The sequence below is a fragment of the Agarivorans sp. 2_MG-2023 genome, assembly GCF_030548085.1.
Classification (GTDB): domain Bacteria; phylum Pseudomonadota; class Gammaproteobacteria; order Enterobacterales; family Celerinatantimonadaceae; genus Agarivorans.
In genome coordinates, this window is sequence record NZ_JAUORQ010000013.1 from 73,937 (window position 1) to 98,123 (window position 24,187).

Annotated in this window: 20 protein-coding genes and 1 pseudogene; 6 read left to right on the forward strand and 15 right to left on the reverse strand. The window is 42.8% G+C overall.

The features are described 5' to 3' along the window. Window positions 1–30: 30 nt before the first annotated feature. From Q4549_RS17985 to queF, 7 genes are all read right to left on the reverse strand, one after another. Window positions 31–1,062, reverse strand: a complete 1,032-nt coding sequence (locus Q4549_RS17985) for an HlyD family secretion protein (protein ID WP_137672832.1) — start codon at window positions 1,060–1,062, stop codon at window positions 31–33. A 3-nt stretch (window positions 1,063–1,065) separates the two neighbouring features. Then, window positions 1,066–1,443, reverse strand: a complete 378-nt coding sequence (locus Q4549_RS17990) for a magnesium transporter (RefSeq protein WP_303514894.1) — start codon at window positions 1,441–1,443, stop codon at window positions 1,066–1,068. Between the two features lie 257 nt (window positions 1,444–1,700). Next, window positions 1,701–2,480, reverse strand: coding sequence for a flap endonuclease Xni (gene xni, locus Q4549_RS17995; RefSeq protein WP_303553783.1), 780 nt, complete (start codon window positions 2,478–2,480; stop codon window positions 1,701–1,703). Between the two features lie 27 nt (window positions 2,481–2,507). After that, complete coding sequence (ppnN, locus tag Q4549_RS18000; RefSeq protein ID WP_303553784.1) at window positions 2,508–3,869, reverse strand: nucleotide 5'-monophosphate nucleosidase PpnN; 1,362 nt, start codon at window positions 3,867–3,869, stop codon at window positions 2,508–2,510. 93 nt (window positions 3,870–3,962) lie between these two features. Further along, complete coding sequence (locus tag Q4549_RS18005; protein WP_303514889.1) at window positions 3,963–5,558, reverse strand: GGDEF domain-containing protein; 1,596 nt, start codon at window positions 5,556–5,558, stop codon at window positions 3,963–3,965. A 114-nt stretch (window positions 5,559–5,672) separates the two neighbouring features. Beyond that, window positions 5,673–7,850 (reverse strand): hypothetical protein, encoded by a 2,178-nt coding sequence (locus Q4549_RS18010; RefSeq protein WP_303553785.1) that lies wholly within the window; start codon window positions 7,848–7,850, stop codon window positions 5,673–5,675. A 14-nt stretch (window positions 7,851–7,864) separates the two neighbouring features. Beyond that, window positions 7,865–8,728 (reverse strand): NADPH-dependent 7-cyano-7-deazaguanine reductase QueF, encoded by an 864-nt coding sequence (gene queF / locus Q4549_RS18015; protein WP_303553786.1) that lies wholly within the window; start codon window positions 8,726–8,728, stop codon window positions 7,865–7,867. 60 nt (window positions 8,729–8,788) lie between these two features. On the opposite strand from queF, the gene syd reads away from it, so the two are divergent. Further along, window positions 8,789–9,331, forward strand: coding sequence for a SecY-interacting protein (syd, locus tag Q4549_RS18020; RefSeq protein ID WP_303553787.1), 543 nt, complete (start codon window positions 8,789–8,791; stop codon window positions 9,329–9,331). On the opposite strand, the gene Q4549_RS18025 is transcribed toward syd, so the two are convergent. Genes Q4549_RS18025 through Q4549_RS18035 form a run of 3 tightly spaced genes read right to left on the reverse strand, consistent with a single transcriptional unit; the run spans window position 9,328 to window position 11,448 of the window. Next, complete coding sequence (locus tag Q4549_RS18025; protein ID WP_303553788.1) at window positions 9,328–10,101, reverse strand: Zn-ribbon-containing protein; 774 nt, start codon at window positions 10,099–10,101, stop codon at window positions 9,328–9,330. The two genes, syd and Q4549_RS18025, sit on opposite strands and share 4 nt — an antisense overlap. A 2-nt stretch (window positions 10,102–10,103) precedes the next feature. Further along, the gene (locus tag Q4549_RS18030) at window positions 10,104–10,391 is read right to left on the reverse strand and encodes a hypothetical protein (protein ID WP_303553789.1); all 288 of its coding nucleotides are present in this window, start codon (window positions 10,389–10,391) and stop codon (window positions 10,104–10,106) included. 10 nt (window positions 10,392–10,401) lie between these two features. Next, window positions 10,402–11,448: a DUF3549 family protein gene (locus Q4549_RS18035; protein WP_303553790.1), complete on the reverse strand. Its 1,047-nt coding sequence runs from the start codon at window positions 11,446–11,448 to the stop codon at window positions 10,402–10,404. Between the two features lie 133 nt (window positions 11,449–11,581). Between Q4549_RS18035 and Q4549_RS18040 the strand changes: the two genes are divergently transcribed. The 4 genes from Q4549_RS18040 to Q4549_RS18055 all read left to right on the forward strand — a co-directional run bounded on the left by Q4549_RS18040 (window position 11,582) and on the right by Q4549_RS18055 (window position 15,466). Then, on the forward strand, window positions 11,582–11,896 hold the full coding sequence (locus Q4549_RS18040) for a YqcC family protein (protein ID WP_303553791.1): 315 nt from the start codon (window positions 11,582–11,584) through the stop codon (window positions 11,894–11,896). Beyond that, entirely contained in the window at window positions 11,893–12,654 is a 762-nt protein-coding gene (gene truC, locus Q4549_RS18045; protein ID WP_303553792.1) for a tRNA pseudouridine(65) synthase TruC, read from the forward strand. The genes Q4549_RS18040 and truC overlap by 4 nt, the downstream gene beginning before the upstream one ends. Window positions 12,655–13,074: 420 nt before the next feature. Continuing rightward, complete coding sequence (locus tag Q4549_RS18050) at window positions 13,075–14,367, forward strand: carbohydrate porin (RefSeq protein WP_303553793.1); 1,293 nt, start codon at window positions 13,075–13,077, stop codon at window positions 14,365–14,367. Window positions 14,368–14,458: 91 nt separating this feature from the next. Next, window positions 14,459–15,466, forward strand: a complete 1,008-nt coding sequence (locus Q4549_RS18055; RefSeq protein ID WP_303514866.1) for a MalM family protein — start codon at window positions 14,459–14,461, stop codon at window positions 15,464–15,466. 117 nt (window positions 15,467–15,583) lie between these two features. Here the strand turns inward: Q4549_RS18055 and Q4549_RS18060 are convergent, their stop codons facing one another. Next, on the reverse strand, window positions 15,584–16,879 hold the full coding sequence (locus Q4549_RS18060; protein ID WP_303553794.1) for a maltoporin LamB: 1,296 nt from the start codon (window positions 16,877–16,879) through the stop codon (window positions 15,584–15,586). A 553-nt stretch (window positions 16,880–17,432) separates the two neighbouring features. Here Q4549_RS18060 and ptsG point away from each other — a divergent pair. Continuing rightward, on the forward strand, window positions 17,433–18,866 hold the full coding sequence (gene ptsG / locus Q4549_RS18065) for a PTS glucose transporter subunit IIBC (RefSeq protein ID WP_303553795.1): 1,434 nt from the start codon (window positions 17,433–17,435) through the stop codon (window positions 18,864–18,866). Between the two features lie 62 nt (window positions 18,867–18,928). Here ptsG and Q4549_RS18070 read toward each other — a convergent pair whose 3' ends face one another. The 4 genes and pseudogenes from Q4549_RS18070 to map all read right to left on the reverse strand — a co-directional run. Continuing rightward, the gene (locus Q4549_RS18070) at window positions 18,929–19,306 is read right to left on the reverse strand and encodes a DUF3461 family protein (protein ID WP_137672848.1); all 378 of its coding nucleotides are present in this window, start codon (window positions 19,304–19,306) and stop codon (window positions 18,929–18,931) included. A 190-nt stretch (window positions 19,307–19,496) separates the two neighbouring features. Next, entirely contained in the window at window positions 19,497–20,534 is a 1,038-nt protein-coding gene (dapD, locus tag Q4549_RS18075) for a 2,3,4,5-tetrahydropyridine-2,6-dicarboxylate N-succinyltransferase (protein ID WP_303553796.1), read from the reverse strand. Between the two features lie 35 nt (window positions 20,535–20,569). Then, entirely contained in the window at window positions 20,570–23,179 is a 2,610-nt protein-coding gene (gene glnD / locus Q4549_RS18080) for a bifunctional uridylyltransferase/uridylyl-removing protein GlnD (RefSeq protein WP_137672850.1), read from the reverse strand. Window positions 23,180–23,205: 26 nt separating this feature from the next. After that, window positions 23,206–24,015: pseudogene (gene map, locus Q4549_RS18085) on the reverse strand (type I methionyl aminopeptidase); the annotation flags it as partial. Window positions 24,016–24,187: the final 172 nt, after the last annotated feature.

Genomic DNA, 24,187 nt, shown 5'->3' on the forward strand with positions numbered 1-24,187 from the left:
GGGAGCGCTACTCTAGGTTTGTTGTGGCGTTTAAATCGCTGACAAATATGATTTAAAGGCTTTTAAGCGTACAGTTGCCCCACCAATAATATCCATAAAACCAAGCGCTGGATGTGGTTTATTAGCCGAAACCCAGCCTGAACCGGTAGCGCCAATAGGCACGTTGTAACCTTCCGGCTCTTCGAATTCGATGACAATGGTTCGACCGTGTGAGCCCATGTTGTTACCCACGTGTCGGCGAACTTGCTGTGAGCCGTTTATTACTGAAACGCGCGCTTCACCAGTACCCGTTGTTAAGCTATGCACTCGACCGCGGAATATTTCACCGGGGTAAGCATCAACATAAAATTCAGCAAACTGACCCACTTGTATGCCGCGGTACGTTTGATCGGCGATTCGCATTTCTACAAATTTCTTGTTGGTATCGTATAAGTGCATATTACCTACACGCGTGCCGTTTACGATATTGGTAATCGATAACTGACCATCAAATGGCGCACGAATTTCTCGGCGCTCGTTTTGCCAATTAGCATTGGTCATTTGCGCATCTAAGCTTAGCATTTGGGCTTTTACCGACAATACGTTCGCTTCGGTTTGTTCAATTTTGGTTCGTAAATCATCACGTTGATACTCTTGTGCAAATTCACTTAAGTTCTCTAAACGTTGAAGGTTTTTCTTGTCGTTATTGATTTGGTAAATCAACGCCAGTATTTCTGCTTCGGCAGCTTTCTTCTGGGCTTCTAAACCGATAACTTGAGATTCAGTGTCTTCGGTTTTAAGGGTGTAAATAAGATCGCCTTTCTTAACCATTTGGTTATGTACAACAAAAACTTCTTCTACCTCTTGCCCAAATAAAGGGCTTAGCACAGCGTGTGGTGCTTTTACGGTTGTACTGTCGGTAAGGTCGGCTGGTGACCAAAAACGGTGTGCTGTAAACAAGGCCGCAGCCAACATTACGCCGATACTAACGGTGATAACCGCATTACGTAAGGTCCATTGAATAACCCCTGTTTTTACCAGTATCCAACAGATTAAGATATACGGGAGCATAATCTCTTTCATGATTTATTCCTCCACACGCTTAGTGATAGCGCGACCATTGCGAATAATATTAGATAGCTCTTTAGCTAATACGTCCCAACGCGCAAAGGCGATGATGATAGCGAGTACCCACCAGGTTTTATCGATGAATAAACCACATAGAGAAAGAGCAAAAATGATTTGAGTATGGGCGCTCGACATTTTGGCTGCTTTATGTACAGCGACCTCATGTAGGCACCAGAATAAGTAGGCAAGGTAAACCAAAATTGCCACTGTGACGAAAAAGACAAAACCCATGAATATTTCAGAATCGAGTAACTTCAAGATGGTTGGATAACCTTGAGAAAAATAGTCCTCTGGTAAGGCTTTACCATGAATAGTTGCTAGTTTAGATAACAGCACTGATGAGCCAATTAAAATACCTAGGGCCGCAGCTGTTTTAATAAGACTTTTGCAGGTTTTTATCCCAATCCTTAAGAGTTTTTTTGGCAACGATTCATTTCGTTGTATATGAGTTGAATTATTAGACATCTAGCATTTGCCTTTAAAAGATAAAATCATCTAAATCTTATCTAAAAGGTAGGGTTTATTTGGAATATCCAATATTCCAAATAACCTTATTCAAAGTTTAACAAATACTTGGTAGTGAACGATGATGCTTAGGGAATGGAAGCTTGATAGCGAAGTTGCTTGAGAGAGAAGCCTAGTTTTAAGTCTGTTTTAAGTCTAAGAAGCTGTTTAGCTAATAACAACGCACTACTATTGGCTTGTACTTTGGCGACTAACTTGTCTGGTTGGGCTTCTGCGAGGATATCTGCGGTGTTAGTGTAGCGTTCCAATAACGTTTGAGCGCTTTTATTGCCAACACCCGGAACACCACTTACGTTTACGCTGTTAATGCCGACTAAAGACCAGTAATCACCGAGCTGATTTATTTTAATACCAAACTTTGTTTCAACCTCTTCGATGGATACATAGTCGCGGCGAAAGTAGTCGTACAAACTAATACCTTGGGTAAGCAACGAATAGTAACCACGATCTGTTGAGATAATGGTAACAGGGTAGTTTGCCTTAGCGGCTTTACTGGCTAGGGTGGCACAAATATCATCAGCTTCCTCATTAGGGGCTGAAATGGAGTCAATGCCTATGTCTAGTAAATGGTCTTTTAGCGTTTCAAGTTGCTCGGCGAGCGCTATTGGCATTGGCGAGCGGTTTTGTTTATAGGCGGGATATAGGTCTTCGCGCCAAGCACAGCGGTCACCGTCAAACACGGCAATAATGTGTGACGGTTTTAGAGTTGTGATGATTCGCTTACAGGCGCTGGTTAGTGCTTGCTCTGTCGCTTTGGCTAAGGATGCATCAGGTGTACGTTGCTGCTGCACCGCATAAATACGACGAATCAAGTTTAAGGCATCAATAATGACCAGTTGCTTAGCCACGCTGATGCCCCTGTTGCCAAGGTGCTATCACTTTGCTTTACCTATTTTATAACAAGGCTCATAGTGGCTACCGGGTAGTTTCATTCGATGTTGAGCAACAAAGTCCTGTAGTAGTTTGTCTAACATTTCCATTATTTTAGGGTCGCCGTCAATAATAAAAGGACCATGTTTTTCGATTTGTTTTATTCCCTCATCTTTGACATTACCACTGACAATGGCAGAAAATGCGCGCCGTAAATTTGCTGCCAAATCTTGCGGCGCTTGATCAAAGTGTAAGTTAAGCTTCTCAACATTTTTGTGTAAAGGCTCAAAGGGATGCTGGAAATCGCTGTCAATTTTTAAACTCCAGTTAAAAGAGTAAGCGTCGCCTATCGCTCGGCGGTAATCCTTCACTTTTGGCATCATTTGTTTGATGACTTGAGCTGCTCGAGCAGAATCGTCAATGATGATTTGATAGCGTTGCTGAGCTTCATGGCCTAAAGTTTCGCCAATAAACTCATCAATGCTTTTAAAGTACTCTTCACTAGATTTAGGGCCGGTTAAAACTATCGGTAGCGGTTGGCGGGCGTTTTCTGGGTGCATCATAATGCCAAGTATGTATAGCAGCTCCTCAGCGGTTCCTGCGCCCCCTGGGAAAATGACAATGGCATGCCCCATACGAACAAATGCCTCTAAGCGCTTTTCAATGTCGGGCAATATGATGAGTTCGTTGACGATAGGGTTAGGTGGCTCAGCCGCGATAATACTTGGCTCTGTTAGGCCAATATAACGGCCATCATTTACCCGTTGCTTAGCGTGGCCTACAGCAGCACCTTTCATTGGCCCTTCCATAGCGCCAGGCCCACAGCCGGTGCAAATATTTAACTCTCGTAAACCCAATTGGCTGCCAACCTCTCGAGTATATTGATACTCAACTGCATTTATAGAGTGACCACCCCAGCAAACAACTAAGTTTGGCTCGGTGCGAGGATGGATAACCCGCGCATTACGCAGCATTGAAAACACTAAATTGGTGATGTGGGATGATTGGTTTAGATCTAAATGAGCTTGTTCTTTGATTTCGTTAGAGACATAGAGAATGTCGCGCAATACGCTAAATAAGTGTTCTTGAATACCACGAATAATTTCGCCATCTACAAAAGCTTCTTCTGGCGCATTGGCAAGTTCTAACTTAACCCCTCGCTCGCGGCTCAGGACGTTAATTTCAAAATCTTTGTAGCGCTCTAAAATTTCTCGGCTGCTATCTGTTTTACTACCAGAGTTGAGCACAGCAAGGCTACAGTTTCGGTAAAGGAGATAAATATCTTCGGAGGCACTTAAGGTGAGTTGGTCTACTTCAAGCTTCGACAGTAAGTTCATACTGCCTACAGGATTTATATGGGTAATCATCAACACCTCACGGGTAATTTTGCAATTTGCATATTACAGTATAGCGTGAGGTGTGATGTAAGCGTTGTGTTATTCCTCTTTAGTCGAAACTAACTAGCTGATTATGTTAACTTTGTCACGGCCGCTGCTCTTGGATTCATACAAGGCTTGGTCGGCGCGTTCAAAAGCATCTAAGGGCTTGTCGCTTTCTTTGAACAGGGTTGCGCCAATAGAAACAGTAATCGATACTTGTTGGTCTTTAAATCTAAAGGGGAGGGCTTTTATTTGCTCTCGAATATTATCTAAAGGCACTAGTACAGCGTCGGGCGAGATATTTGGCATAAGTAACACAAACTCTTCACCACCAAAGCGAGCTAAGAAGTCTGTATCTCGTAAATTATTTTGCAGGGCCCGGGCAATCACCTTAAGTGCTTTATCACCAGCCATATGTCCAAACTTATCATTAATAGATTTGAAGTGGTCGATGTCAATAATTGCCATGCCTAAGTTGTAGCCGTAACGCTTCCAACGTTTGTACTCAAGCTCTAAACGTTCGTCTAAGGCTGCGCGGTTGTAGACCTGGGTTAGGCTGTCGATAAATAGCTTATGTTTATGAGCATTTAAGCGCTTTTTATACTCGTGAGTTTCTTCACGCACTAAACGTAGTTTTAGCTCAACATCAGTCAGTTGTTCGAGTAAATCTGTAGTTTTTTGCTCTAGTTGTTCTTTTTCTTTAAAGACGTCAGCAATTTGAATCAGTCGGCTTTGAATTGAGTTTTTTAGGGCGTCTAAGTCGTTACTTGAACGTACTTCGGCTCCCAACTCTAACAAGCGGCTTTTAAGCAAGCCATCGCTTTGCTTTTGATCTTTATGAATTGATTTAGATTGGCTTAGTGAGTCATTAAACTGATCGTGAACTCCTCCTAAACTTTCGTTTAATGAGTATAAGAACTCTTGCGAGGCCTTGCGTTCTTCACGGCTACCTTCAATGACGAGCTGAATGACCTTAATGCACATGCTTGGCAGTTCATCAGGCTCTACACCTACCAGTAAATCGGAACGTACTTGGCCAAGTTTGGTGCCAACATCGCCACTGTAATCAAGCTCAGTAATTAAGCGCTGTAGGTCATCACAAATTCGCTTATGTAAGCGACTATTAAGCACACTCTCTTTGGGTTTTACTGATGCAACATTATCGGTGCTTCCTGCTGGAGCGCCGCCAAAAGCGGGCTTGTTCAGTAAGGCTTGATAATAGTAATTTAACAGCTGCTCTAAGCGTTGCTGATTATCACCATGTGAGTAAGCGGGCTCTTGTTCCAAAAAATCTGTGAGTTTGCGACGCAGCTGGGGCGGTAAGCCGTTAATGCGTTTTAAAGATTCACCAGAAGATTTAATGATTCGTTGATTATGAGCGAGTAGAGTTTTTAAAGTCTCGCCGTGTTGTTTAAACAAGCCATCTAATTCGTTTTGGTATTGAGAGATAGCCGACAGGTCATCGTTTTGTTCAACGTCTTCGATAAGTTGTTGAAGTTTTTGATCGAGCTGTTCGTCTAGGCCATAACAAATTTTTGATAGGCGTGAAATTAGCTGGCTTATTGCTTTTTTTTCCATTCTAACCTTTGCATCTTGGTCTGAAGGATTGTTGTTGGAACTGTCTATTTCGTTTCTCACCAACGCAAGTCGCTTCTTAATAGTGATGATATCGCTCATCGTTAAAACCAATACATCCTAGCGTGCCTAACATAAAAATTTAGCATAACACGAGATATTCGATAACTACAGATGCTAACAAGTCATTAATTGTAGTTGAGTGTTATCAAAAGTTTACCAATTAATGAGGCTCTTATCAGCAGATGCATTCACTTTCACCAAGCCTTTAGAAATGGCTTGTTTTACATCTTGAGTCACATCGCTACAAAAGAATGCAGCGTGTGATCCACTCATTGCAGTGAGCTCGACCCACTGATTACTATTTGTTTGTGTACAGAGTTGCTGAGCACCTTCAAGCGCTAACCATACAACTTCAGTCATACCTATATCGTCAATTGCATCTTCAGCTTTAGTTAAAAATGGCAACATACAGCTACCAATAGCTAAGATTAGTTCAATTTTTTGCGTTTCAGCGCATTTTTCAGCGCGCTCACTTAAATGCTGACTCAGTTTTTGAGGCGTATTACGACCCTGCTCGATACACAATACTATTTGCTTATCGTTAATGTGCCCTAGGTGGAAATCGCCGTCCAAATCAGTAATAAGCTCTTCAACGAACAACTTGATTAAATCCCGATGAGATTTAAAGCCCAGCGTTTGATGGTTTACTAAACCGATTTTTTCTATAGATAACATGAGCAAAATACGGGGCTGCTGTTTGTTTTCTTGATTATCACGCAAGCACAGTAAAGGTGTTTCACTATGCGCTAACTGCCGCCAACCGGTAATAGGGTGGTGATTGAGTTTTAACTTCAGCTCTTTGAGTGATGCATTGCGGCTTAATAGTTTTTGTCTTGTGACTAAAAATAGGAACAGCAGCATAATGCCAAAAACGCAGACCAATACTAAAATGAGCTGCTGAAAGTTACTTTGCTGCGAGATAATGGCTTTTTCTCGAGTTAAATCAGATAGCTGTTGGGCTTGTTCTATATATTGATAGTGTTGCTTGAATTGTTCTCGTTTTAACTCATTTCGAATTTGCTGATAACGCTGATTTAAGCTGTGATAAACCTTAAATTGCTCTAAGGCTAGGGCGTAGTTACCATTTTCTTCGTAAGCTTGAGTGAGTAACTTATACACTTTACTGTGGCTGCTGGTTAAGCCCATGGTATTGGCGAGTTGTTCGGCTTTTTCCAGCTGCAAAATGGCCAAGCCATTCTCTTTATTGTTGATGTGTAACTCACCCAATAGTAAAAGGCTGCGTAACAGCTTATTGGGTTGATTCAAAGTGGTATAAAGCTGTCGCGAAATCTGCAGGTGCACTAAAGCTGGCGTATAGTTCGACAGTTCCATATAGGTTTGACCTAATTGCAGCTCTACGTCGGCTAGCAAATGGAGGTTATTATTCGCTTTGGCAATATCTTTAGCGTTGAGGTAGTGCACTAAAGCTGCATCAATATCACCGGTTAACTCTGCCATGTTACCCAGTGTGGCGATCTCTTCAGCTTGCAGGTCTAGGTTGCCAAGTGTTACTGCGTATGCGATGGCATCTTGTTGAATTTGTTCTGCAATGGCCAATTCACCCTGGCCCAAATATACTCGGGCAATATTGGCTTTTAATAAGCTACTTAGGAGCAAGGCTTCATTGGTTTTTACATCTGCGTCATCAAGTTCAGCCTCACTTAAATGACTTAGTGCTAATTCAGGCTGGTTGTTTATTAGGTAGTAGTTGGCTAGCAAAGCTTCTGACCAAGCTCTTAAAATGACTGATTTACTGGCGTAAGCTTCTTCTTTTGCTTTTAGTAAGTAGCTTTTAGCTTCGTTGCTTTTACCTTGGCTTTGATAAAACAACGCCAGTACTTTTTGTAGCTGGAAGCGCATGTTTGGCAGTGGAAAAATCTTTAGCTTTTCAAGATTAGATTGCGCTAATTCAATGTAGCTTCTAGTTTCTACAGCTCTGTTGGGATCACCACTTAATACCAACGCGGCAATAATATAGGCTTGGGTTAGGTGGGCTTGATGCTGTTGTTGTTTTGCTAGATAAATGGCGTGGTCAATATAGCTCTGAGCCTGTTTGGTATCGCTAATACGATAAGAACATAGCGCGCCAAGTTGTAATGTGAGCAGTTCAATGCTCTTCGACTCAGGACTTTGTTTGGTGCTGTTTTGCTGTTGCTCTAAGCGCTGTTTAGTTTGTTGTAGACACATTCTAGGGTTAGCAATGAGTAATTGGCGTAGCGGCTCTAAGGCTTTTGGAACATGTACAAATCCATGTTCGTAAGCCTGGGTATTAGCCGACAGTATGCCGCAGATTAAAGCCAATAAACGCCAAATACTAAAATGTGCTTTCAAGAAACTAAATATCCTCATTGACGAAGCAAGCGCCAATTTCCTAAGCGAGCGGTAGCTTCAGGATCGTTACTTCGCATAGGATTAATATCTAAGCCGCCGCGGCGCGTATATCGAGCATAAACAGTAAGCTTGCTGGGTTGGCAATAATGCATTAAGTCGGTGAATATACGTTCCACACATTGTTCGTGAAATTCGTTGTGCTGTCGAAATGATATTAGGTAGCGAAGCAGCGCTTCTTGCTCAATTTTAGGTCCATTATAATGGATGTAAACACTGGCCCAATCTGGCTGATTAGTGACTAAACAGTTAGATTTTAACAAATGGCTGTTTAGTGTTTCCGTTACTCGCTGATGGTGGTCGCAAGCGTTTTCTAACAAGCTTGGATCCAGTTCATAGTTGTCGATAGCGATATCTTGATTATCGATATTATCGCCAGGCATCGCTGAGTTATCCATTGCGCTTGAAATGGGCAAAATAGTCACGTCTACTTCACCTTCAGCACAGTGGCTTAAATCTTTTTTCAGTATTTTCTCTACAGCAGAAAAGTCACTAAAGTGGCTTTGATTAAAACTGTTTAAATAGAGTTTGAAAGATTTGGATTCAATTAAGCAACGCGAACTAGCAGCAATTTTAACTTCAGCTACTGCAACAACAGGTAAGCCATTATCGTTTAGCCACGATAGTTCGTATAAATTCCACAAATCGTACCCATTAAAAGGTAAGTCTTGGCTTTCGTCTAGGCGTATTTGTTGGCGATTAAGTGTACGTGGCACACCTTGCAATAAGCTGGGTGAGTAATGGCTAATATAGTCGGTAGGTTTACCGAGGCTCAAACTGTCTTTTAACTGTTCTGAAGTGTTTAGGGGCTGCTTTTTCATGGTGTTGTTACATCGAATTGGTTAGGCTTAGTCTATCTCAATTCTAAGTGAAACACATCTATGAGCAGCGTGATATCAAAGCCTTTAACAGCAGTTTTTTCCAAGTTTGAGCGTGAGTGGCAAAATTCGTCTTATCCACAAGTTGAATACGATAACGATTGGTTGTCTCCTTGTACCGTGGGTGAGCCTGTTGATGAGCAAATACATTGGCACCCAGTACTAAGGGAGCAAACTGGGGATTTTTCTGGGATTGAAGCTGCGCTTGAGCTAACTCTTCACCCCAGTATTAAAGCGTTTTATGGTGATTATTTTTCTGAAACCTTAGCGGTTGATTTTCAAAATAATCGTATTGAGCTGGTACAAGCTTGGAATGAACAAGATTTTGATATGCTGCTCGAAAACATTATTGGCCATGTGTTAATGCAACGCAGATTAAAGCAGAATGAGACCGTATTTATTGCTAGTACTGACGATGAAATGCAAGTTGTGAGTATCAATAATGATTCGGGTGAAGTGGTGTTAGAGCAATTGGGTAAAGGCATCGACCGTGTATTAGCGAGTAGTTTAGACGACTTTTTAGCCCAATTGACCCTAGCGAGTTAACGTTTGAAATCCCATGATATATTTGACACCAAGCGACAGCTATCGCATTTAAAATCAAATATATCATGCTCAACCTCTTCTAATCTCCATTGGCCTCCACAACTTGGGCAAGCTCTAGCCTTCTCAGCGGATAAGCTTTCACCTCCAACGCGATACAAGTATAAGTAGGTGGGGGTTTTAGTGAGGTATTCCAGCCGCTTGCATAAGTCGCTACCACGTTTAAACAAGCGACTTTTGGTACTGCTCATTTCCACTAGTGCACCATGTTCAAGAATGCTGCCATTCATTTGTAATTGATCGCAAGCTGACCAGTCTTCTTGCCATTTTACTAATTGTTTGTGATCGCCATTGGCTACTGCGGGTAGGTGATACAAAGGAATAGGTGTGAAATGGTCGCCACAACGCAGCGGTGAACAGCTTTGTAAATAGTTGGTGTACAGCACTTGCCAAGAGGGCGATTCACATAAGTCGCTGTCATCAGAGTTAATATCTCGGCCCAAACTTTTTATCTTGGGGCTAAGTAAACCTACATCACTCAAGGCTTGTTTAGCACGTTTAACCTGTGCGCTTTGGTGGCTTTCTAGCAAACTATTTTCTTCAGGGCAAACTACTCGAGTACTAAAGGTTGCGTCTTTTATTACCACTGGGAATTCTCGGCCAATAATTTGTCCGTTATAGCGCCAGCAATCCAGTACTTGGTTTATGGCTTTTTCAGCTTGGCTAATAGTGGTATCTGCATAACACTCAAACTCTACGGTCGTTAAATACATGCTTAATGATTAGCTTCTAGTTGTGTTACGCGTTCTAGTAAAAATGCTACTTGAGACTCAAGCTCCGCAACGCGCTTTTCCATCGATGGAGTATTGGTGGAAGTAACAGCTGGCTCTGCTGGGATCAAACCCTCAATAATACTAGGGTCACGTTTATAGGCATTTATTGCCTCAATGACCAATGGCATGGGTTGTCGAGAATTTAAACGGCCTTTTACTAAAGCCAAAGTAGGTTGCTTATTATCATCCACTAAAGATTTAATGGCTAACAGAACAATTTGTTGAGACATCTATGTTTCCCTAATGGCGGACAGGTGTTTGGTATAAGTCTAGTAGCTGCTGAATAGCGACTTGTAGCTCTGGGGAGTTACTCGGATCTCTAAGCTGTGCCAATACAAAACTACGTAGACTTGGAATAAATACTAAGTCAGTAAAGATCTGTTGAAACAACTCAGGATCTTGTTGTTTGGATAAGGCTTCGAGAAACGCTTTAAGCATGTTTGGTTCAGCGAGTTGTTGCCACAAACGACCAGCCACTGCAATAAAGCTATGAATTGACGCCGCATTTTCTAACTGAAGCATAATAGATTTGTTAATTAGTTGCGTAACTGACGACCCAGCTAAGGCTCTTAAATATAGGCTAGCTAATTCTTCATCTTTCTCTAATTGTTCAGCATGGCTTTGGGCTACGCATTGGCTCAGTTGTTGATCGATGCTGGCATGTTCTAGCAACTCTAGCGTTTTATTGGCCACTTCAATGGGCAACTTATGGAATGCAGCGCTTAATAATTTACTATTCTCATCTCTATCTAAACGCGCAATGACATCTGCTACACCTTGCAGGGCGAGGGCTTGCCAGTTATTCCATGAGCTATCTGCACTTAAGTAACGGCGAACGGCTAGGTAATGTTCTGAAGGTGGTAACTGACAGTCTTTCTTATATACAGCATTAAAATATGCCAGCTTTTCTTCAATAGGTTTGTAGATGTATTGATTATTGGCTAATGCCTGCTGTTGCTCTTCCGTCGGTTCTTGGTTGAGTTGATGACCCATTGCATCAATCACTAGTTGTATAAACTGATCACGTGCACCTAGGTTAATAAAACCTTGTTCATCAACTGGAAGTTGTAGAAACCATATATAAGGTGTATCAGATTGCTGCTTTTGCCAAAAGCATAAGGCAAAGCGGGCATGCTGCTGAATAGGGGCAGGGTAGGGCTGTTTTGCTGTTTCTATTTGATAGAAGTCTTGATTGGATATGTGATGTATCTGTCGACCCATTTCATAAACGCGTAGTTCACTCCCTGAGAGCTGGAGGATTTCGCTTAATGTAGTTATTTTATTCATGTTCTTAGGCTTCAGTCATCAATGTGGCATAAGTATCCACATTTATAGGCTTTAGGGCAATCAATAGGCTTAACGGTGCCAGCTGTGTAAAGCAGTGTTACAATGTTGCTTTTAATAGAAGCTTCTTTTAGTTATGCCTGACTCTGTTTTACTGTGCCTAAATCAATTAGAAACCAGCCTCAAGAAATGTAATTGTTGGCAAACGTCTGAGCCAAGCGCAACCGCTCTCGCAAGTTCACAACCTTTTTGTGTTGATACCTTAAGTTTGCCGCAGTGGTTGCAGTTCATACTCATCCCTCGAATGCATGCGTTGATAGAATCTGGTAGCCAATTACCGCAGAAAGTCGACATATATCCTTATGCCGCAGAGTTTGTTAAACAATTAGATTTTGATACTGGTGAGTTACTCACCAGTATCAAGGCTTTTGATGAGTGCTTTCATCAATGAACGACATTATTGAAACTGCTGAAGATCACATCGAGCCCATTCCTGCTGAGTTAGATATTTTGTATCAAGATGAACATTACGCAGCGATTTATAAGCCTGCGGGTTTACTTGTTCATAGAAGTTGGATTGCCAAAGAAGCCACTCAATTTGCGATGCAAATGCTGCGTGACCAGCTGGGGCAATATGTTTATCCGGTTCACCGTTTAGATCGACCGACTAGCGGTGTGCTAATAATGGCTAAATCTTCAGAAGCTGCGAAACATTTATCAGTGTTATTTGCCGAACATGCAATAAAGAAAACCTACCTTGCAGTGGTGAGGGGCTATATAGAGGGTGAACACGTACTCGATTACCCGCTAAAAGAAAAGCTAGATAAAATGGTAGACGGTAAAGCTCAGCAGGATAAGCCTGCTCAATCAGCCATTACTCACTATAAAGGCTTACAAAAATCTGAACTTCCATACCCCTCAGGAAAATTTACAACATCTCGTTACAGTTTGGTGGAACTTAAACCGGAAACTGGAAGAAAGCACCAGCTTCGTCGACATATGCACCACTTAAGTCATCACATCATCGGTGATACCACTTATGGCGATGGCCGCCATAACCGCTTATTCCGTGATTTGAACCATGCTGGTTTATGGTTAATTGCTAATCAATTAAGCTTTGTCCATCCCTATACAAAGCAGAATATCAGCATTGTTTGTCCCCGACCTGAGCGGTGGAAACAGATGTTTAAGCTAATGAACTGGAAATAGTTCCACTTTTATTAGTGATCTGTATCACATTAATGAAACCCAAATGGAACTTTGAAAAGGGTTTCAAGGTCGTGTAAAAAAATTACTTTTTTTACACCTTAACCTTAAATATTAGTCGATATTTCCTATTTTTTTAGTAATTAACCTACTGAAAGCCTTTTCTTTGTGATTGAAAGCATTTTCATGGCTTTTCTTATGGTCATTTGATGATGTGATCCACAGCTTGTTTTTAGCTGTGAAACCCCTGTTTTCAAGCGATTTTCAGAAAAAGCATTCTGTGATCAGGTTCAAAGTTGTGTCTGTGCAGCCTCCCTATAATCCATCTCAGTTAGCGGATATAAGCACTCTTAACAAATGCACCGCTGGCTCTTACTTAAAAAGGTAAGGGACTTAGTAGTTCTAAAGGAAAAGGAAAGGATTATGAAACTGAAAACACTTGCTGTTGCAGTTACTGCGGCAACAATATCTTCAAGCGCTTTCGCTCTTGATTTCAATGGTTACTTCCGTGCGGGCTTCGGCTTGAACGCTGACGGTGGTTCACAGTACTGTTATGGCGACGGTGGCCCTAACGCTCACGTTGTTGGTCGTTTAGGTGATGAGTGTGATACTTACGCTGAATTATCTTTGAGCCAAAATGTTGTTGAACGTAATACTGGTGAAAAATTCTCTATTCACACTTTGGTTGCTTACGGCACTCAAGAAGGTAATACAGACCAACGCGGTAACTCTTGGCAGGGCGTAGGTGAAGCTACAGACCCTTGGTCTGGTCAACGTCTATCTTTCCGTGAAGCTTACGCTAAATACACTATGGCTAGCGGCACAGAAATCTGGGCTGGTAACCGTTACTACGGTCGTAAAGATGTTCACATCAACGATTGGTACTACGTAAATGGTTCTGGTTACGGCGCTGGTGTTGATAGCATCGATGTAGGTTTCGCTCGTCTAGGTATTGCTGTTCGTCATAACAAATGGCATGACGTAGCTGGTGGTGCTGATAGCAGCAACCCATACACTTCAACTCCACAATTGGATGTTCGTTTAAGCGGTATCGATATCGGTTTAGGTTCTATTGACCTAATCGCTATGGGTGGTAAAGCGAACTTGAGCGATGCTCAAGAAGACGCAACTACTGAAGGTAGCTACAACGACAAAACTGGCGTTCAGTTAACTGCTGAATGGGCTGTAGGCCTACCTGGTGGCTTTAACAAATTAGTAGCGCAATACTCTACTGAAGGTTATGGCTGGTCAGGTTACGGTATGAACAACCACCTAGGTGATTCATACAATGTTGGCGGCGGCGGTGACTTAGGTCGTAAATCATGGCGTATCATTGACCACGGTGTGGTTAAATTTGGTAGCAATGTAGATATGGGTTGGTCTGCTTTTTACTCGCAACTTGATCAAGATGACGCGGGTGATAACAACAAGAGCGATGGTACTCGTTACGGCGTAACATTACGTCCACGTTACTTGTGGAACAACACTATGAGCACAATCCTTGAAGCTGCATACTACAATGCTGAAGACCCATGGATGAGCGAAAGCCAAGACCTTAACAAGGTTGCTTTAGCTCAAGCTTGGTCTCCTCTTCAAGAAAAAGGTGGCTTCTGGGCACGTCCTGAAATCCGTATCTTCGTAGCGAAGTTCGGTGGCGACATGGCTCAAGAGAAAAATGACCTAATGTACGGCGCTCAAGTTGAAGCTTGGTGGTAAACACCGCATTTTAACTTAATTAGTTAGAACGCTAGTCAAGACCCTTAAAATACTCTATTTTAAGGGTCTTTTAGTTTTTTAGGAGGTAGTAATGGGAACTAAACTTGGTGTTGTAGTTTTAGCGTCGATGGTCGGTTTAGCTGCATGTAGTTCGGGAACAGATGACTCTTTGCTATCTGGTAGTGCCGATACTCGCTATCTTTACGCTGATACGCTTGTTACTGAGCGCACATTAGATGCTGCACCAGTTTGTTGTAATAGTTTCGAGCAAATTGATTTCAAATCGATTAACTATGATTACCAATCTGAAGAAGCAATCGATAACTCTAGGCAGGCTTTTCAGTTTAACTCTGGAAAAAGCTTTATCGTAGCTTATGAGTTGCCGCGTTTAGGTGAAGACATTCCAGTAACTTTAGAGGCCGAAATTGGGGAGACAGTTTTTGCTCCAACCGTTGTGCTTTTGAATGAAAATTTCCAAGTATTACGTGTGCTGCCATCAGACTTTTTTAAGTATGTTGAAGCAAAACACTTTAAACCGAACGTATTAGCTGGTTCATTTAAAGTTCGTTTGGCTTCAGGTTTACCGGAGGAGCGTGAGCGGTATATGGTAGTTTATACTACTGACCAATCACTAAGCGAGAAGACTCAAATTGTTCACCCTGCGAGAACCTACGCAAAAGCTCAAGCTAAGGCCGATCCTGGATTACCTGATCCATTAATTCCGCACTCTGTAATGGGTATGCTTAGTGTTGCGTTTAACTCTTCTGCTTCTACCGTTTTTTCCGATAATGCATGGTTTGGTGGTAAGAAAGAGGAACCATTACCGGCACCATCAAACGATGCCAGTGTAGCGGCTGTTAGTGCAACTAGCGCCGCAGCAGTCACATCATCCAGTAACTCTGCGAATGCGGTAGCAGTAGACAGTCGTAGCCTGAAAAAAGCGATGCTGCCTGAAACCGAATCTTTCTATAACAATCTTATCGAAGATATGGTGTCTAGAGACGAAGTGGAAAAAGCACTGAAGTTAGTAGAAGAAGCAGAGTATGCCGGTTCACGTTCAGCGCGTAATACCTTTATTGAGGCAGTTAAGAACAAGTAGAACTGTTCTATCGTAAAGTTTAAATAGCCAGCTAATGTAGCTGGCTTTTTTGTGCCTATTAAGTATAAAAAAGCCCTCTTGCGAGGGCTAAAAATAGGCATTTTTTAGGCTATTGGCTTACCACCAAGCTTCCGCTTGGAAACCAAATGTTACTTCATCTTTCGAGCTTGAATCGCGCGAGATGTATTGGTCAGATTTTGCGTAAGTAGCAAATGCTCGTAGGGCAGGGCGAGCGAATACATTTGGACCCGCTTGCCACTGTTGCGCTACGGTAATTTTAGCTAATTTGTTGTCTTCACTACCGTTAGCGATAGCTGCATCTTGGAATTCTACAATGTCGTAGCCAAGGTCTAGAATAGTAGATAGGTTGTTGTTCCAGTTGTACTGTGGACGAATACCTACAGTGAATAGCGTAGAACCCTTGTTGTCATCTTTATCGTAGTTTTCGTAGTTCACTACGTAAGAAAGCGCAGCTGCTTCTGTTAAGTCTACAACACCCCAGTTTAAGATACGGTACCAGCTACCTTCGTTGCTTTCCGCTAAGTAACTAGCGTCTGAAGTTGGTTCTTTTTCAGTTTCTTCGTATGAGAAGCCACGTAGTTGACCACTTGCGCCGATACCAGCCATTGCATCAGTTGCGTAAGCTACAGATAGTTTGTTAAAACCACCGAAGAAGTTACCTTGGGTGTGCTCAGCCATCAAGAACACACCGCTGTCTTTTTGGTTTTCTACGCGGAAGTCTTGGTCATCTGCTTCTGAGTATGTGCCGTAAATACCAACAAGGCCTAACTCGCCATTGCTGTTAGTATTAATGCCGTCTAAGCGTAAATCTAAGTTGTTACCAGAGAACTCAGCCATCTGCTTGCCTTCACCGGCAATGTTAGCATCAAACAAAGCTTCAGAGGTATTACGTACCCACGCTGCAGATAGCTTAGCAAAGCCTAGGTCGATGTTTTCAATACCCGCACCTGCACCAGCATTAGCTAGGTAGTAGTAATCAAGTTGATGAACATCACGACGTTGGTAGAAACGCTTACCAGCCCAAAGGTTAGAGCCTTCGAAAGACTCAACCATGTTTTGACCTGAAACATACATTTCACGTACCGCAGATGGGCTTTCTTCCCAATCGTTACGTTGGTCTACAGAGTGAGCTAGTAAAGTATGCACACCCATTGATTTGTTGCCTTCTTCATATAAAGGCGCAGAAAGGGCTATTTCTGCATAAGTTTCACATTCGTTACCCAAGCGGTGCTTATACGGTGAACCGTCTGCTTGAAAGCACATTTGGTCGCCGCCTGAACCGGTTGCGCCAATACCTGAACGCATGTAACCGTTAAATTCTGGAGTTGCTGCGATAGCTTGAGAAGACATCGCGGCAGTAGCGATGGCAATAGAAAGTGTTTTTAATTTCATTACATAAACCTTATGTGTATTAATTTCCAAATATGGACATAAATAAGCACCCTGTTCTGTAAATTCCAATTCCTGCGGAACATTATGTCGAAAGTATTGTCGCAGTAGATTTAGATTTTGTCGTGTGATCTTCCTCACGCTGGTGGCATGAAAATGGTTTCAGATGCTTTTTGGGTTGATTTATGCGAAATTTTATTTCTTATTTTTACTTTATTTTAATATTTTATGTTGCTGTGGTCTTTCTGGACGGATGTGCAGAAAATTGCTTAAGGAAGCAGGAAAACGCGGGATGTAAACAGCCTTGTTACCAGATGTGAGCTTTATATCGACAATGAAAATAAGTGTTACAAAGCGTTACAAAAAGTGCGGGTTAACTTGTGCCAAATCGCATTTTTCTGTTGCGTAAGTCCCTAAACTAAGCCCTGAAATCGTAATAAAACGAATTTAGCGACTACTTCATAATAATTAACTATAAGTCGCTCTAAAATTGGCCTTTTTAAGGAAAATGGCTAAGGCTTTATTCAGTACACTATCAGCCCACTAGGAGCTAACTATGTTTGGAAATTTGTTTGCACAAGCGCAAAAGGTAGGAAAGGCACTGATGCTACCCGTATCAGTACTACCTGTTGCGGGTATTTTACTAGGAGTCGGCGCGGCTGACTTCAGTTGGATGCCGCATATCGTATCTCAATTAATGATGAACGCAGGTGATGCTGTATTCGGTAACATGGCACTATTGTTTGCCGTAGGTGTTGCCTTAGGCTTTACCAACAACGACGGTGTTGCCGCATTAGCAGCGATTGTTGGCTTTACCATTATGGAAAAAACATTGACCGTTATGGCGCCAGTTATGGACGTTGAAACGATCAATACAGGTGTGCTTGGTGGGATTCTCGCGGGTGCTGTTGCTGGTTGGGCATTCAATCGCTTCTTCCGTATTCAATTGCCTGCATACTTAGGTTTCTTCGCCGGTAAGCGCAGTGTGCCAATCATCACTGGCTTCCTCACTATTTTCCTAGGTGTATTACTTGCATTTATTTGGCCACCGATTGGTAGCGGCATTGCAGCGTTCTCTCACTGGGCAGCAGAGCAGAACCCAACCTTAGCCTTTGGTATTTATGGTATTGTTGAACGTTCATTGATTCCGTTTGGTTTACACCATGTATGGAACGTTCCGTTCTTCTTTGAAGCGGGCCAGTGTACAACTGCCGCTGGCGATGTGGCTAACGGTGTATTAACTTGTTACCTACAAGCTGACGAAGCATCTCGCGCTGCCGGTAATGGCTTTGGTCAATTAGCTGGTGGTTACTTGTTTAAAATGTACGGTCTACCTGCAGCCGCTATTGCTATTTGGCATGCTGCTAAACCTGAAAACCGCGCTAAAGTAGGCGGTATTATGATCTCAGCTGCGCTGACTTCATTCTTAACCGGTATTACCGAACCCATTGAATTTGCATTCCTATTCGTAGCACCAGTGCTTTACGTTATCCACGCGCTACTTGCTGGTTTAGCATTCGTAATCACTAACTCTTTAGGCATGGTTCACGGTACGTCATTCTCTCACGGTTTGATTGATTTCATCGTGCTATCTACTAATGCTCAGAAGTTCTGGTTATTCCCAGTAATTGGTTTGGGTTACGCAGCTATCTACTACACCGTATTCCGCGTAGTAATTGCTAAGTTAGACTTGAAAACACCTGGTCGTGAAGATGAAGATGATGCAACTGCAGCGGTTGCGGTATCTGAAGATGAAATGTCTAAGAGCTTAGTAGATGCCTTTGGTGGCAAAGCTAACATCGTAAGCTTAGATGCGTGTATCACACGTTTACGTATTCAAGTTAAATCTGTTGAGTCAGTTGACCAAGCTAAGTTGAAAGGCTTAGGAGCTGCGGGCGTAGTGATTGCTGGTCAAGGTGTTCAAGCTATTTTTGGCACTAAATCAGACAATCTTAAAACAGACATGGAAGCATACTTACAAACTGTTTAACGGTTAAAAATGCTTAAACAAAAAGGAGGCTTAGGCCTCCTTTTTTAATGGTTTATTAGAACTTAAAGCCGTTCGAGTTTTGCTTCTATTTCGGCAATCTTATTTGTGACTACCTTTTCTAGGTGTTTCAGTTCTGCAAGCACTTGTTGTTTAGTATCTTTCTCTTGTTGTTCCCTACGGGTAATTTTATCTAACTCTTCAACAATAAAGCGCAGGTTAGGATTGATCTCAGTGGTATCTTTGTAAGTTCCTCTGCCGCCATCTACTAGTACTGTTTTTTTCTGTCGCGGGTACTTAAATTTTACACTGCGAGTAAGAAAATCACCTTTTTCCTTATGGAAATAGATTTTGAGGGTGTCTGAATTAGCTTCTTGACGAAGGCTGTAGCGCTCAATATCACTTGGATTGGTGATCCCAATACTCTTTAAGTTTTTATACATAGATTTTCCTTCGTAGCGAGTCGTTGTTCTAGTGCTGAATACAGTAACCGCGGTAATCATCTGCAGAGTCTGTATATAGCAGCATAGCCCAATAAAAATAGAAGGAGTGTGAACTAAGAAGGTTTTTAACAAGGAAGAGGGATAGGGGAACTAAACTCGAACAGCAAAGGCTGATCGAGTTTACAATCGATTAGTTGTGAGCGTGTAGCTCTTCGTTTAAGGCAATAGCTGTTTTATTGGTTAAACATTCAATCGCGCCACTGATGCTGTTGCGGCGGAACAGTAAGTCAGACTTGCCGGCTAATTCTCGCGCTTTAATTGTTCCAGCTTGCTGTTTGTTTTCATCTATCAGGATAACTTTGGTTCCCGAGGTGATGTACAAGCCAGATTCAATGGTACAGCGGTCACCCAATGGGATGCCAGTTCCTGCGTTTGCGCCAATCAGTGATTCTTCTCCTACCGAGATGATAATGTTACCACCACCAGATAGGGTACCCATGGTGGAACAACCGCCACCTAAATCAGAGCCTTTTCCTACAAATACGCCAGCAGAAATACGACCTTCAATCATACTGGTTCCGGCAGTTCCCGCATTAAAGTTACAGAAACCTTCATGCATAATAGTAGTGCCTTCTCCAATGTAAGCGCCAAGGCGAACACGCGAAGTAGCTGCAATACGCACGCCACTTGGGACTACGTAATCAGCCATTTTAGGGAACTTATCTACCGAGGTAACCTGTAGCAATTCGCCTTTAGCGCGTGCGGCCAACTGGCGGCTTGGTAGCTCGGCTAAATCAACAGCACCTTGATTAGTCCACGCCACGTTTGGAAGAACTGCAAAAATGCCGCTCAAATCTGTTCCGTGAGGTTTAACTAAGCGGTGAGACAGCAAATGAAGCTTCAAATATGCTTCAGGAGTCGACTCTGCAGCGTTATCTTCACTTAATAAACAAAGAACACGTGGCTGAGTGCTACCTAATAAAGCTTGGTAAGCGATAGTTTGTTCTTTAAGGCCTAGTGCTTCTGAGTTGGCGATTAGGCTGTTTAAGGCTGCGTCGTCTAGTTCAATGTCTTGTTTGCCATTGTTGTAAGCTAAATCTTTGGTTAGGGTGCTTACTTCTGCTTCACTTGGGTTTAATACAGGAGCAGGATAAAAAACTTCTAGCCATTGGCCCTTTGCGTTTTTACTTCCCACACCAACGGCGTAACTAAAAAAGTCTTTAGACATGATTGTCTCCAAATAGTGGTTGAGCTTGCTAAATATTATTGTTTGAGTGCTTGTTCCAGAATGCTTTTTAGCTGTTGCTTTTGCTCTGGGCTTAGCTTTTCACGTTCACAATTGCTAATGCTGAAAAAATCTTCAGCCTTTTCACCAATAGTGGTGACTTTGGCAGCGTGAATCGTGTAATTAAAGGATTGAAATACGGCGCTTATTTTAGCCAATAAGCCTGGCTTATCCAAGGCCACAACTTCAATCAGGGTTCGATTGCCTTTGGTGGGTAAAAACTCCACGCGAGGGGCAATAGAGAATTGTTTAAACTGTCGAGGTAGTCGGCGTTGCTTTAGATCGATGGGCACAGCAACATGCAGCTTTTCAGCAAGTCTTTGTTGCAACAATATCCCGCGCTCTACCGATAGTGGTTCGCCATCTTGGTCAAGTACCACAAAAGTATCGAGTACAAAGCCGTCTCTGCTCGACATGATTTGCGCATCATGAATGTTAAGATTCTTTTGGTCCAACTCTGCGGCAACAGAAGCGAATAAATGCGGAATGTCTTGGCAGTGAATAAATATTTCGGTGCCGCCTCGAGTGGCTCTGCGACTTACTAATACTAGAGGTTCGTCTTCACTGTGTCCCCATAAGTGGTCACTATGCCAAGCAATTTGTTGCGGGGTATGACGCAAGAAATAATCAACTCTAAAACGTTGCCATAGGCCACGAATTTGCTCCTCAGAATATCCTTTAAGGGCTAAGCGCTGAATGGCTTTCTTCTGCTTGTCACGAATAACACCGCGAATATCAACAGGGTTTTCTAAGCCGCGTCGCAGCGCTTTTTGAGTAGAATTATAAAGTTCACTGAGTAGTGTGCGTTTCCAACTGTTCCAGGTGTCATCGTTGGTAGCGCAAATATCCGCTACCGTTAAACATAACAGCATGTCTAAATGGCGCTGATCGCGCACCACTTTAGCAAATTCGGTGATCACTTCAGGATCGTAAATATCGCGCTTTTGAGCGGTCACCGACATTAATAGATGGTGTTTAACTAACCACGCTACTGTTCTGGCCGAAGGTTTGCTAAATCCATGGGCTAAACAAAATTCCTCGGCGTCTACCGCACCTAGAGTGGAGTGGTCGCCTTTGCGGCCTTTGGCTATGTCATGAAAAATGGCAGCCAATACCAGAATGTCTGGTCGTTCTAAACGTGGATAAACTTGACAACAAAGCGGGTGGACTTCTTTTGTCGCGGGGTCTTTAAAAGAGTGAATCTTTCTTACCAAGCGATGGGTGTGTTCATCAACAGTAAAGGCGTGGAACAAGTCAAACTGCATCTGACCAACAATGCGGCTCCAAGCGGGGAAGTAGGTGGACAACACTCCGTAGCGATGCATTAAGGTAAGCGGTAAGCCCGTTACATTAGGGTGTTTAATTAAACGCCTAAAGTATCGGCGACACTCAGGTAAATCTTGTAGCCAATGAGTCAAACGACGCCTTGCTTCACGCAACTGACGTAAGGTGGCCGAATAAATACCGGTAATTTTGGGGTTGTCTGCAATGTGTAAAAACATCACCAAAATTTGTTCAGGCTGCTCTAAGAACAGTTGCGAGTCAGCGCTATCGATTAAATTGCCACGCAGCATGAAGTTCTCATCTACTGGCTGCACATCCATGGCGGTATTGCCGAGAATCGCTTCATCGAATAACTGAAGCAGCATTTCATTCAGTTCAGAGATTCGACGAACGGTTTGAAAGAAATGCTTCATTAAACGTTCAACCGGCGCGTTGTGGTCACCGCTATACCCTAAAGATTGTGCGACCGCCAACTGGCGATCAAACAGCAATCGGTCGTCACTTTTGGTTAAGTGGATATGCAGAGCAAAACGTACTCGCCACAAAAAGTCGCGACAATCTTGTAGCTCTCTACATTCAGCCAGGGTGAGGAAGTTTTGCTTGGTCAGTTCTTCTAAATCACTACTGCCAAAGTGGCGTCCGGCTACCCAACAAATAGTTTGTATGTCGCGCAGCCCACCGGGGTTGGCTTTAATATCTGGTTCTAGTGAGTACGAGTTGCCCTTGTACTGACGGTGACGGGATAACTGTTCGTCTTTTTTGGCGCGAAAAAAAGCTTCGCTAGGCCAAAAACTATCAGCGCAAACCGCCATACACAGCTCTTGATAGAGATTTTTATCGCCAAATAGTAAGCGTGATTCTTGCAAGTTGGTGGCAATGGTAATGTCTTCTAAACCGAGTTCTAGGCATTCCTCTAAGGTACGCACACTTTGGCCCACGTCGAGGCGGATATCCCACAACAGGGTGATGAATTCACCAATTTTCTCGGCGATCTCGGGTTTTACTTGTTGGCGACTAAGAATAAGAATGTCGATATCGGAGCGAGGGTGCAACTCACCTCGACCATAACCGCCCACTGCAAGTAAGGATAGTTCTGGGTATTCAGCCAGTCCAAAATGTTGCCACAGACAGTGTAGTAATAGATCCATTTGCTGAGAGCGCGATTGCACTAACTCAACAACATGCACACCTTGGTTAAATTGATCGGCCAAGTACTCTTGGAGTTTATCTAAGTATTGCTTACTGCTTTTTAGTGAAATTTCTTCAAGGCAGGGCAAAGGCGGTGCTGCTAGCGTCGTTTCCATGACTAAACCTCTGTGACCGTTGTTGACTAGTGCTTAATAATGCGCGGTAGTTCTTCTTCATCACGAAGAGTCAGTACTTCTACGCCATCGTTGGTCACCAATAAGGTATGTTCCCATTGCGCTGAGTTTTTGCCATCGTTAGTGCGGGCCGTCCAACCATCGTCTTCATCAACCCAGTTGCCTTTTTTACCTTGGTTGATCATCGGTTCAATGGTAAAGCACATGCCGGCTTTTAATACGGTTCGGTCGTTGTTGCGGTAATGCATAATTTGCGGATCTTCGTGGAAGCCTTCGCCAATGCCGTGGCCACAAAAGTTATCTACAATGCCGTAGCGGTAGTTCCCCTTTTTCAAATACTTTTGAATGGCATTACCGATATCACTGACCTTGTTACCGGGCTTAACAACTTTAATCGCTTGATAGAGCGCCTGTTGAGTCACACGGCATAGTAATTTGTCGGCAGGTGTTGAGTTACCAACCAAAAACATTTTTGAGGTATCACCATGGTAACCATCTTTGATGACGGTGATGTCAATATTAATAACATCGCCATCTTGCAAAATATGGGTGCTTGAGGGGATACCATGACAAACCACATCGTTTACTGATGTGCAGATAGATTTAGGGAAGCCATGGTAATCAAGCGGAGCAGGTATGGCACCTTGCTCGTTCACTATATAGTCATGGCAGCGTTGATTAAGTTCTTCTGTGCTTACGCCCACTTTTACAAAGGGGCCAATCATGGTGAGAACATCGGCAGCTAATTGGCCGGCAACGCGCATTTTTTCAATTTGTTCTGGGGTTTTTATTACTATGCTCATGAGTCTGTATAGTTGAGTGTTTAGCTTGGTCTTGTGGCTAGTTTACCGTAAGGGGGAGGGGAGTTGTAGTAGCTAGAAGAATTAACAAAATGTTAGTCCTTTCCTTTATCAATTTTACTAGATGTGGTATAAAGCGCGCCGTAAGTAATTACTCTGGATTTTCGAATTAGAGCCGATGCTTACATTA

Excerpts from the sequence above, each read along its gene's own strand:
- Q4549_RS17985 (WP_137672832.1), bottom strand. The coding sequence starts at position 1,062 with ATGAAAGAGATTATGCTCCCGTATATCTTAATCTGTTGGATACTGGTA.
- ppnN (WP_303553784.1), bottom strand. The coding sequence starts at position 3,869 with ATGATTACCCATATAAATCCTGTAGGCAGTATGAACTTACTGTCGAAG.
- Q4549_RS18005 (WP_303514889.1), bottom strand. The coding sequence starts at position 5,558 with ATGAGCGATATCATCACTATTAAGAAGCGACTTGCGTTGGTGAGAAAC.
- queF (WP_303553786.1), bottom strand. The coding sequence starts at position 8,728 with ATGAAAAAGCAGCCCCTAAACACTTCAGAACAGTTAAAAGACAGTTTG.
- syd (WP_303553787.1), top strand. The coding sequence starts at position 8,789 with ATGAGCAGCGTGATATCAAAGCCTTTAACAGCAGTTTTTTCCAAGTTT.
- Q4549_RS18025 (WP_303553788.1), bottom strand. The coding sequence starts at position 10,101 with ATGTATTTAACGACCGTAGAGTTTGAGTGTTATGCAGATACCACTATT.
- Q4549_RS18030 (WP_303553789.1), bottom strand. The coding sequence starts at position 10,391 with ATGTCTCAACAAATTGTTCTGTTAGCCATTAAATCTTTAGTGGATGAT.
- Q4549_RS18035 (WP_303553790.1), bottom strand. The coding sequence starts at position 11,448 with ATGAATAAAATAACTACATTAAGCGAAATCCTCCAGCTCTCAGGGAGT.
- Q4549_RS18040 (WP_303553791.1), top strand. The coding sequence starts at position 11,582 with ATGCCTGACTCTGTTTTACTGTGCCTAAATCAATTAGAAACCAGCCTC.
- truC (WP_303553792.1), top strand. The coding sequence starts at position 11,893 with ATGAACGACATTATTGAAACTGCTGAAGATCACATCGAGCCCATTCCT.
- Q4549_RS18050 (WP_303553793.1), top strand. The coding sequence starts at position 13,075 with ATGAAACTGAAAACACTTGCTGTTGCAGTTACTGCGGCAACAATATCT.
- Q4549_RS18055 (WP_303514866.1), top strand. The coding sequence starts at position 14,459 with ATGGGAACTAAACTTGGTGTTGTAGTTTTAGCGTCGATGGTCGGTTTA.
- Q4549_RS18060 (WP_303553794.1), bottom strand. The coding sequence starts at position 16,879 with ATGAAATTAAAAACACTTTCTATTGCCATCGCTACTGCCGCGATGTCT.
- ptsG (WP_303553795.1), top strand. The coding sequence starts at position 17,433 with ATGTTTGGAAATTTGTTTGCACAAGCGCAAAAGGTAGGAAAGGCACTG.
- Q4549_RS18070 (WP_137672848.1), bottom strand. The coding sequence starts at position 19,306 with ATGTATAAAAACTTAAAGAGTATTGGGATCACCAATCCAAGTGATATT.
- dapD (WP_303553796.1), bottom strand. The coding sequence starts at position 20,534 with ATGTCTAAAGACTTTTTTAGTTACGCCGTTGGTGTGGGAAGTAAAAAC.
- glnD (WP_137672850.1), bottom strand. The coding sequence starts at position 23,179 with ATGGAAACGACGCTAGCAGCACCGCCTTTGCCCTGCCTTGAAGAAATT.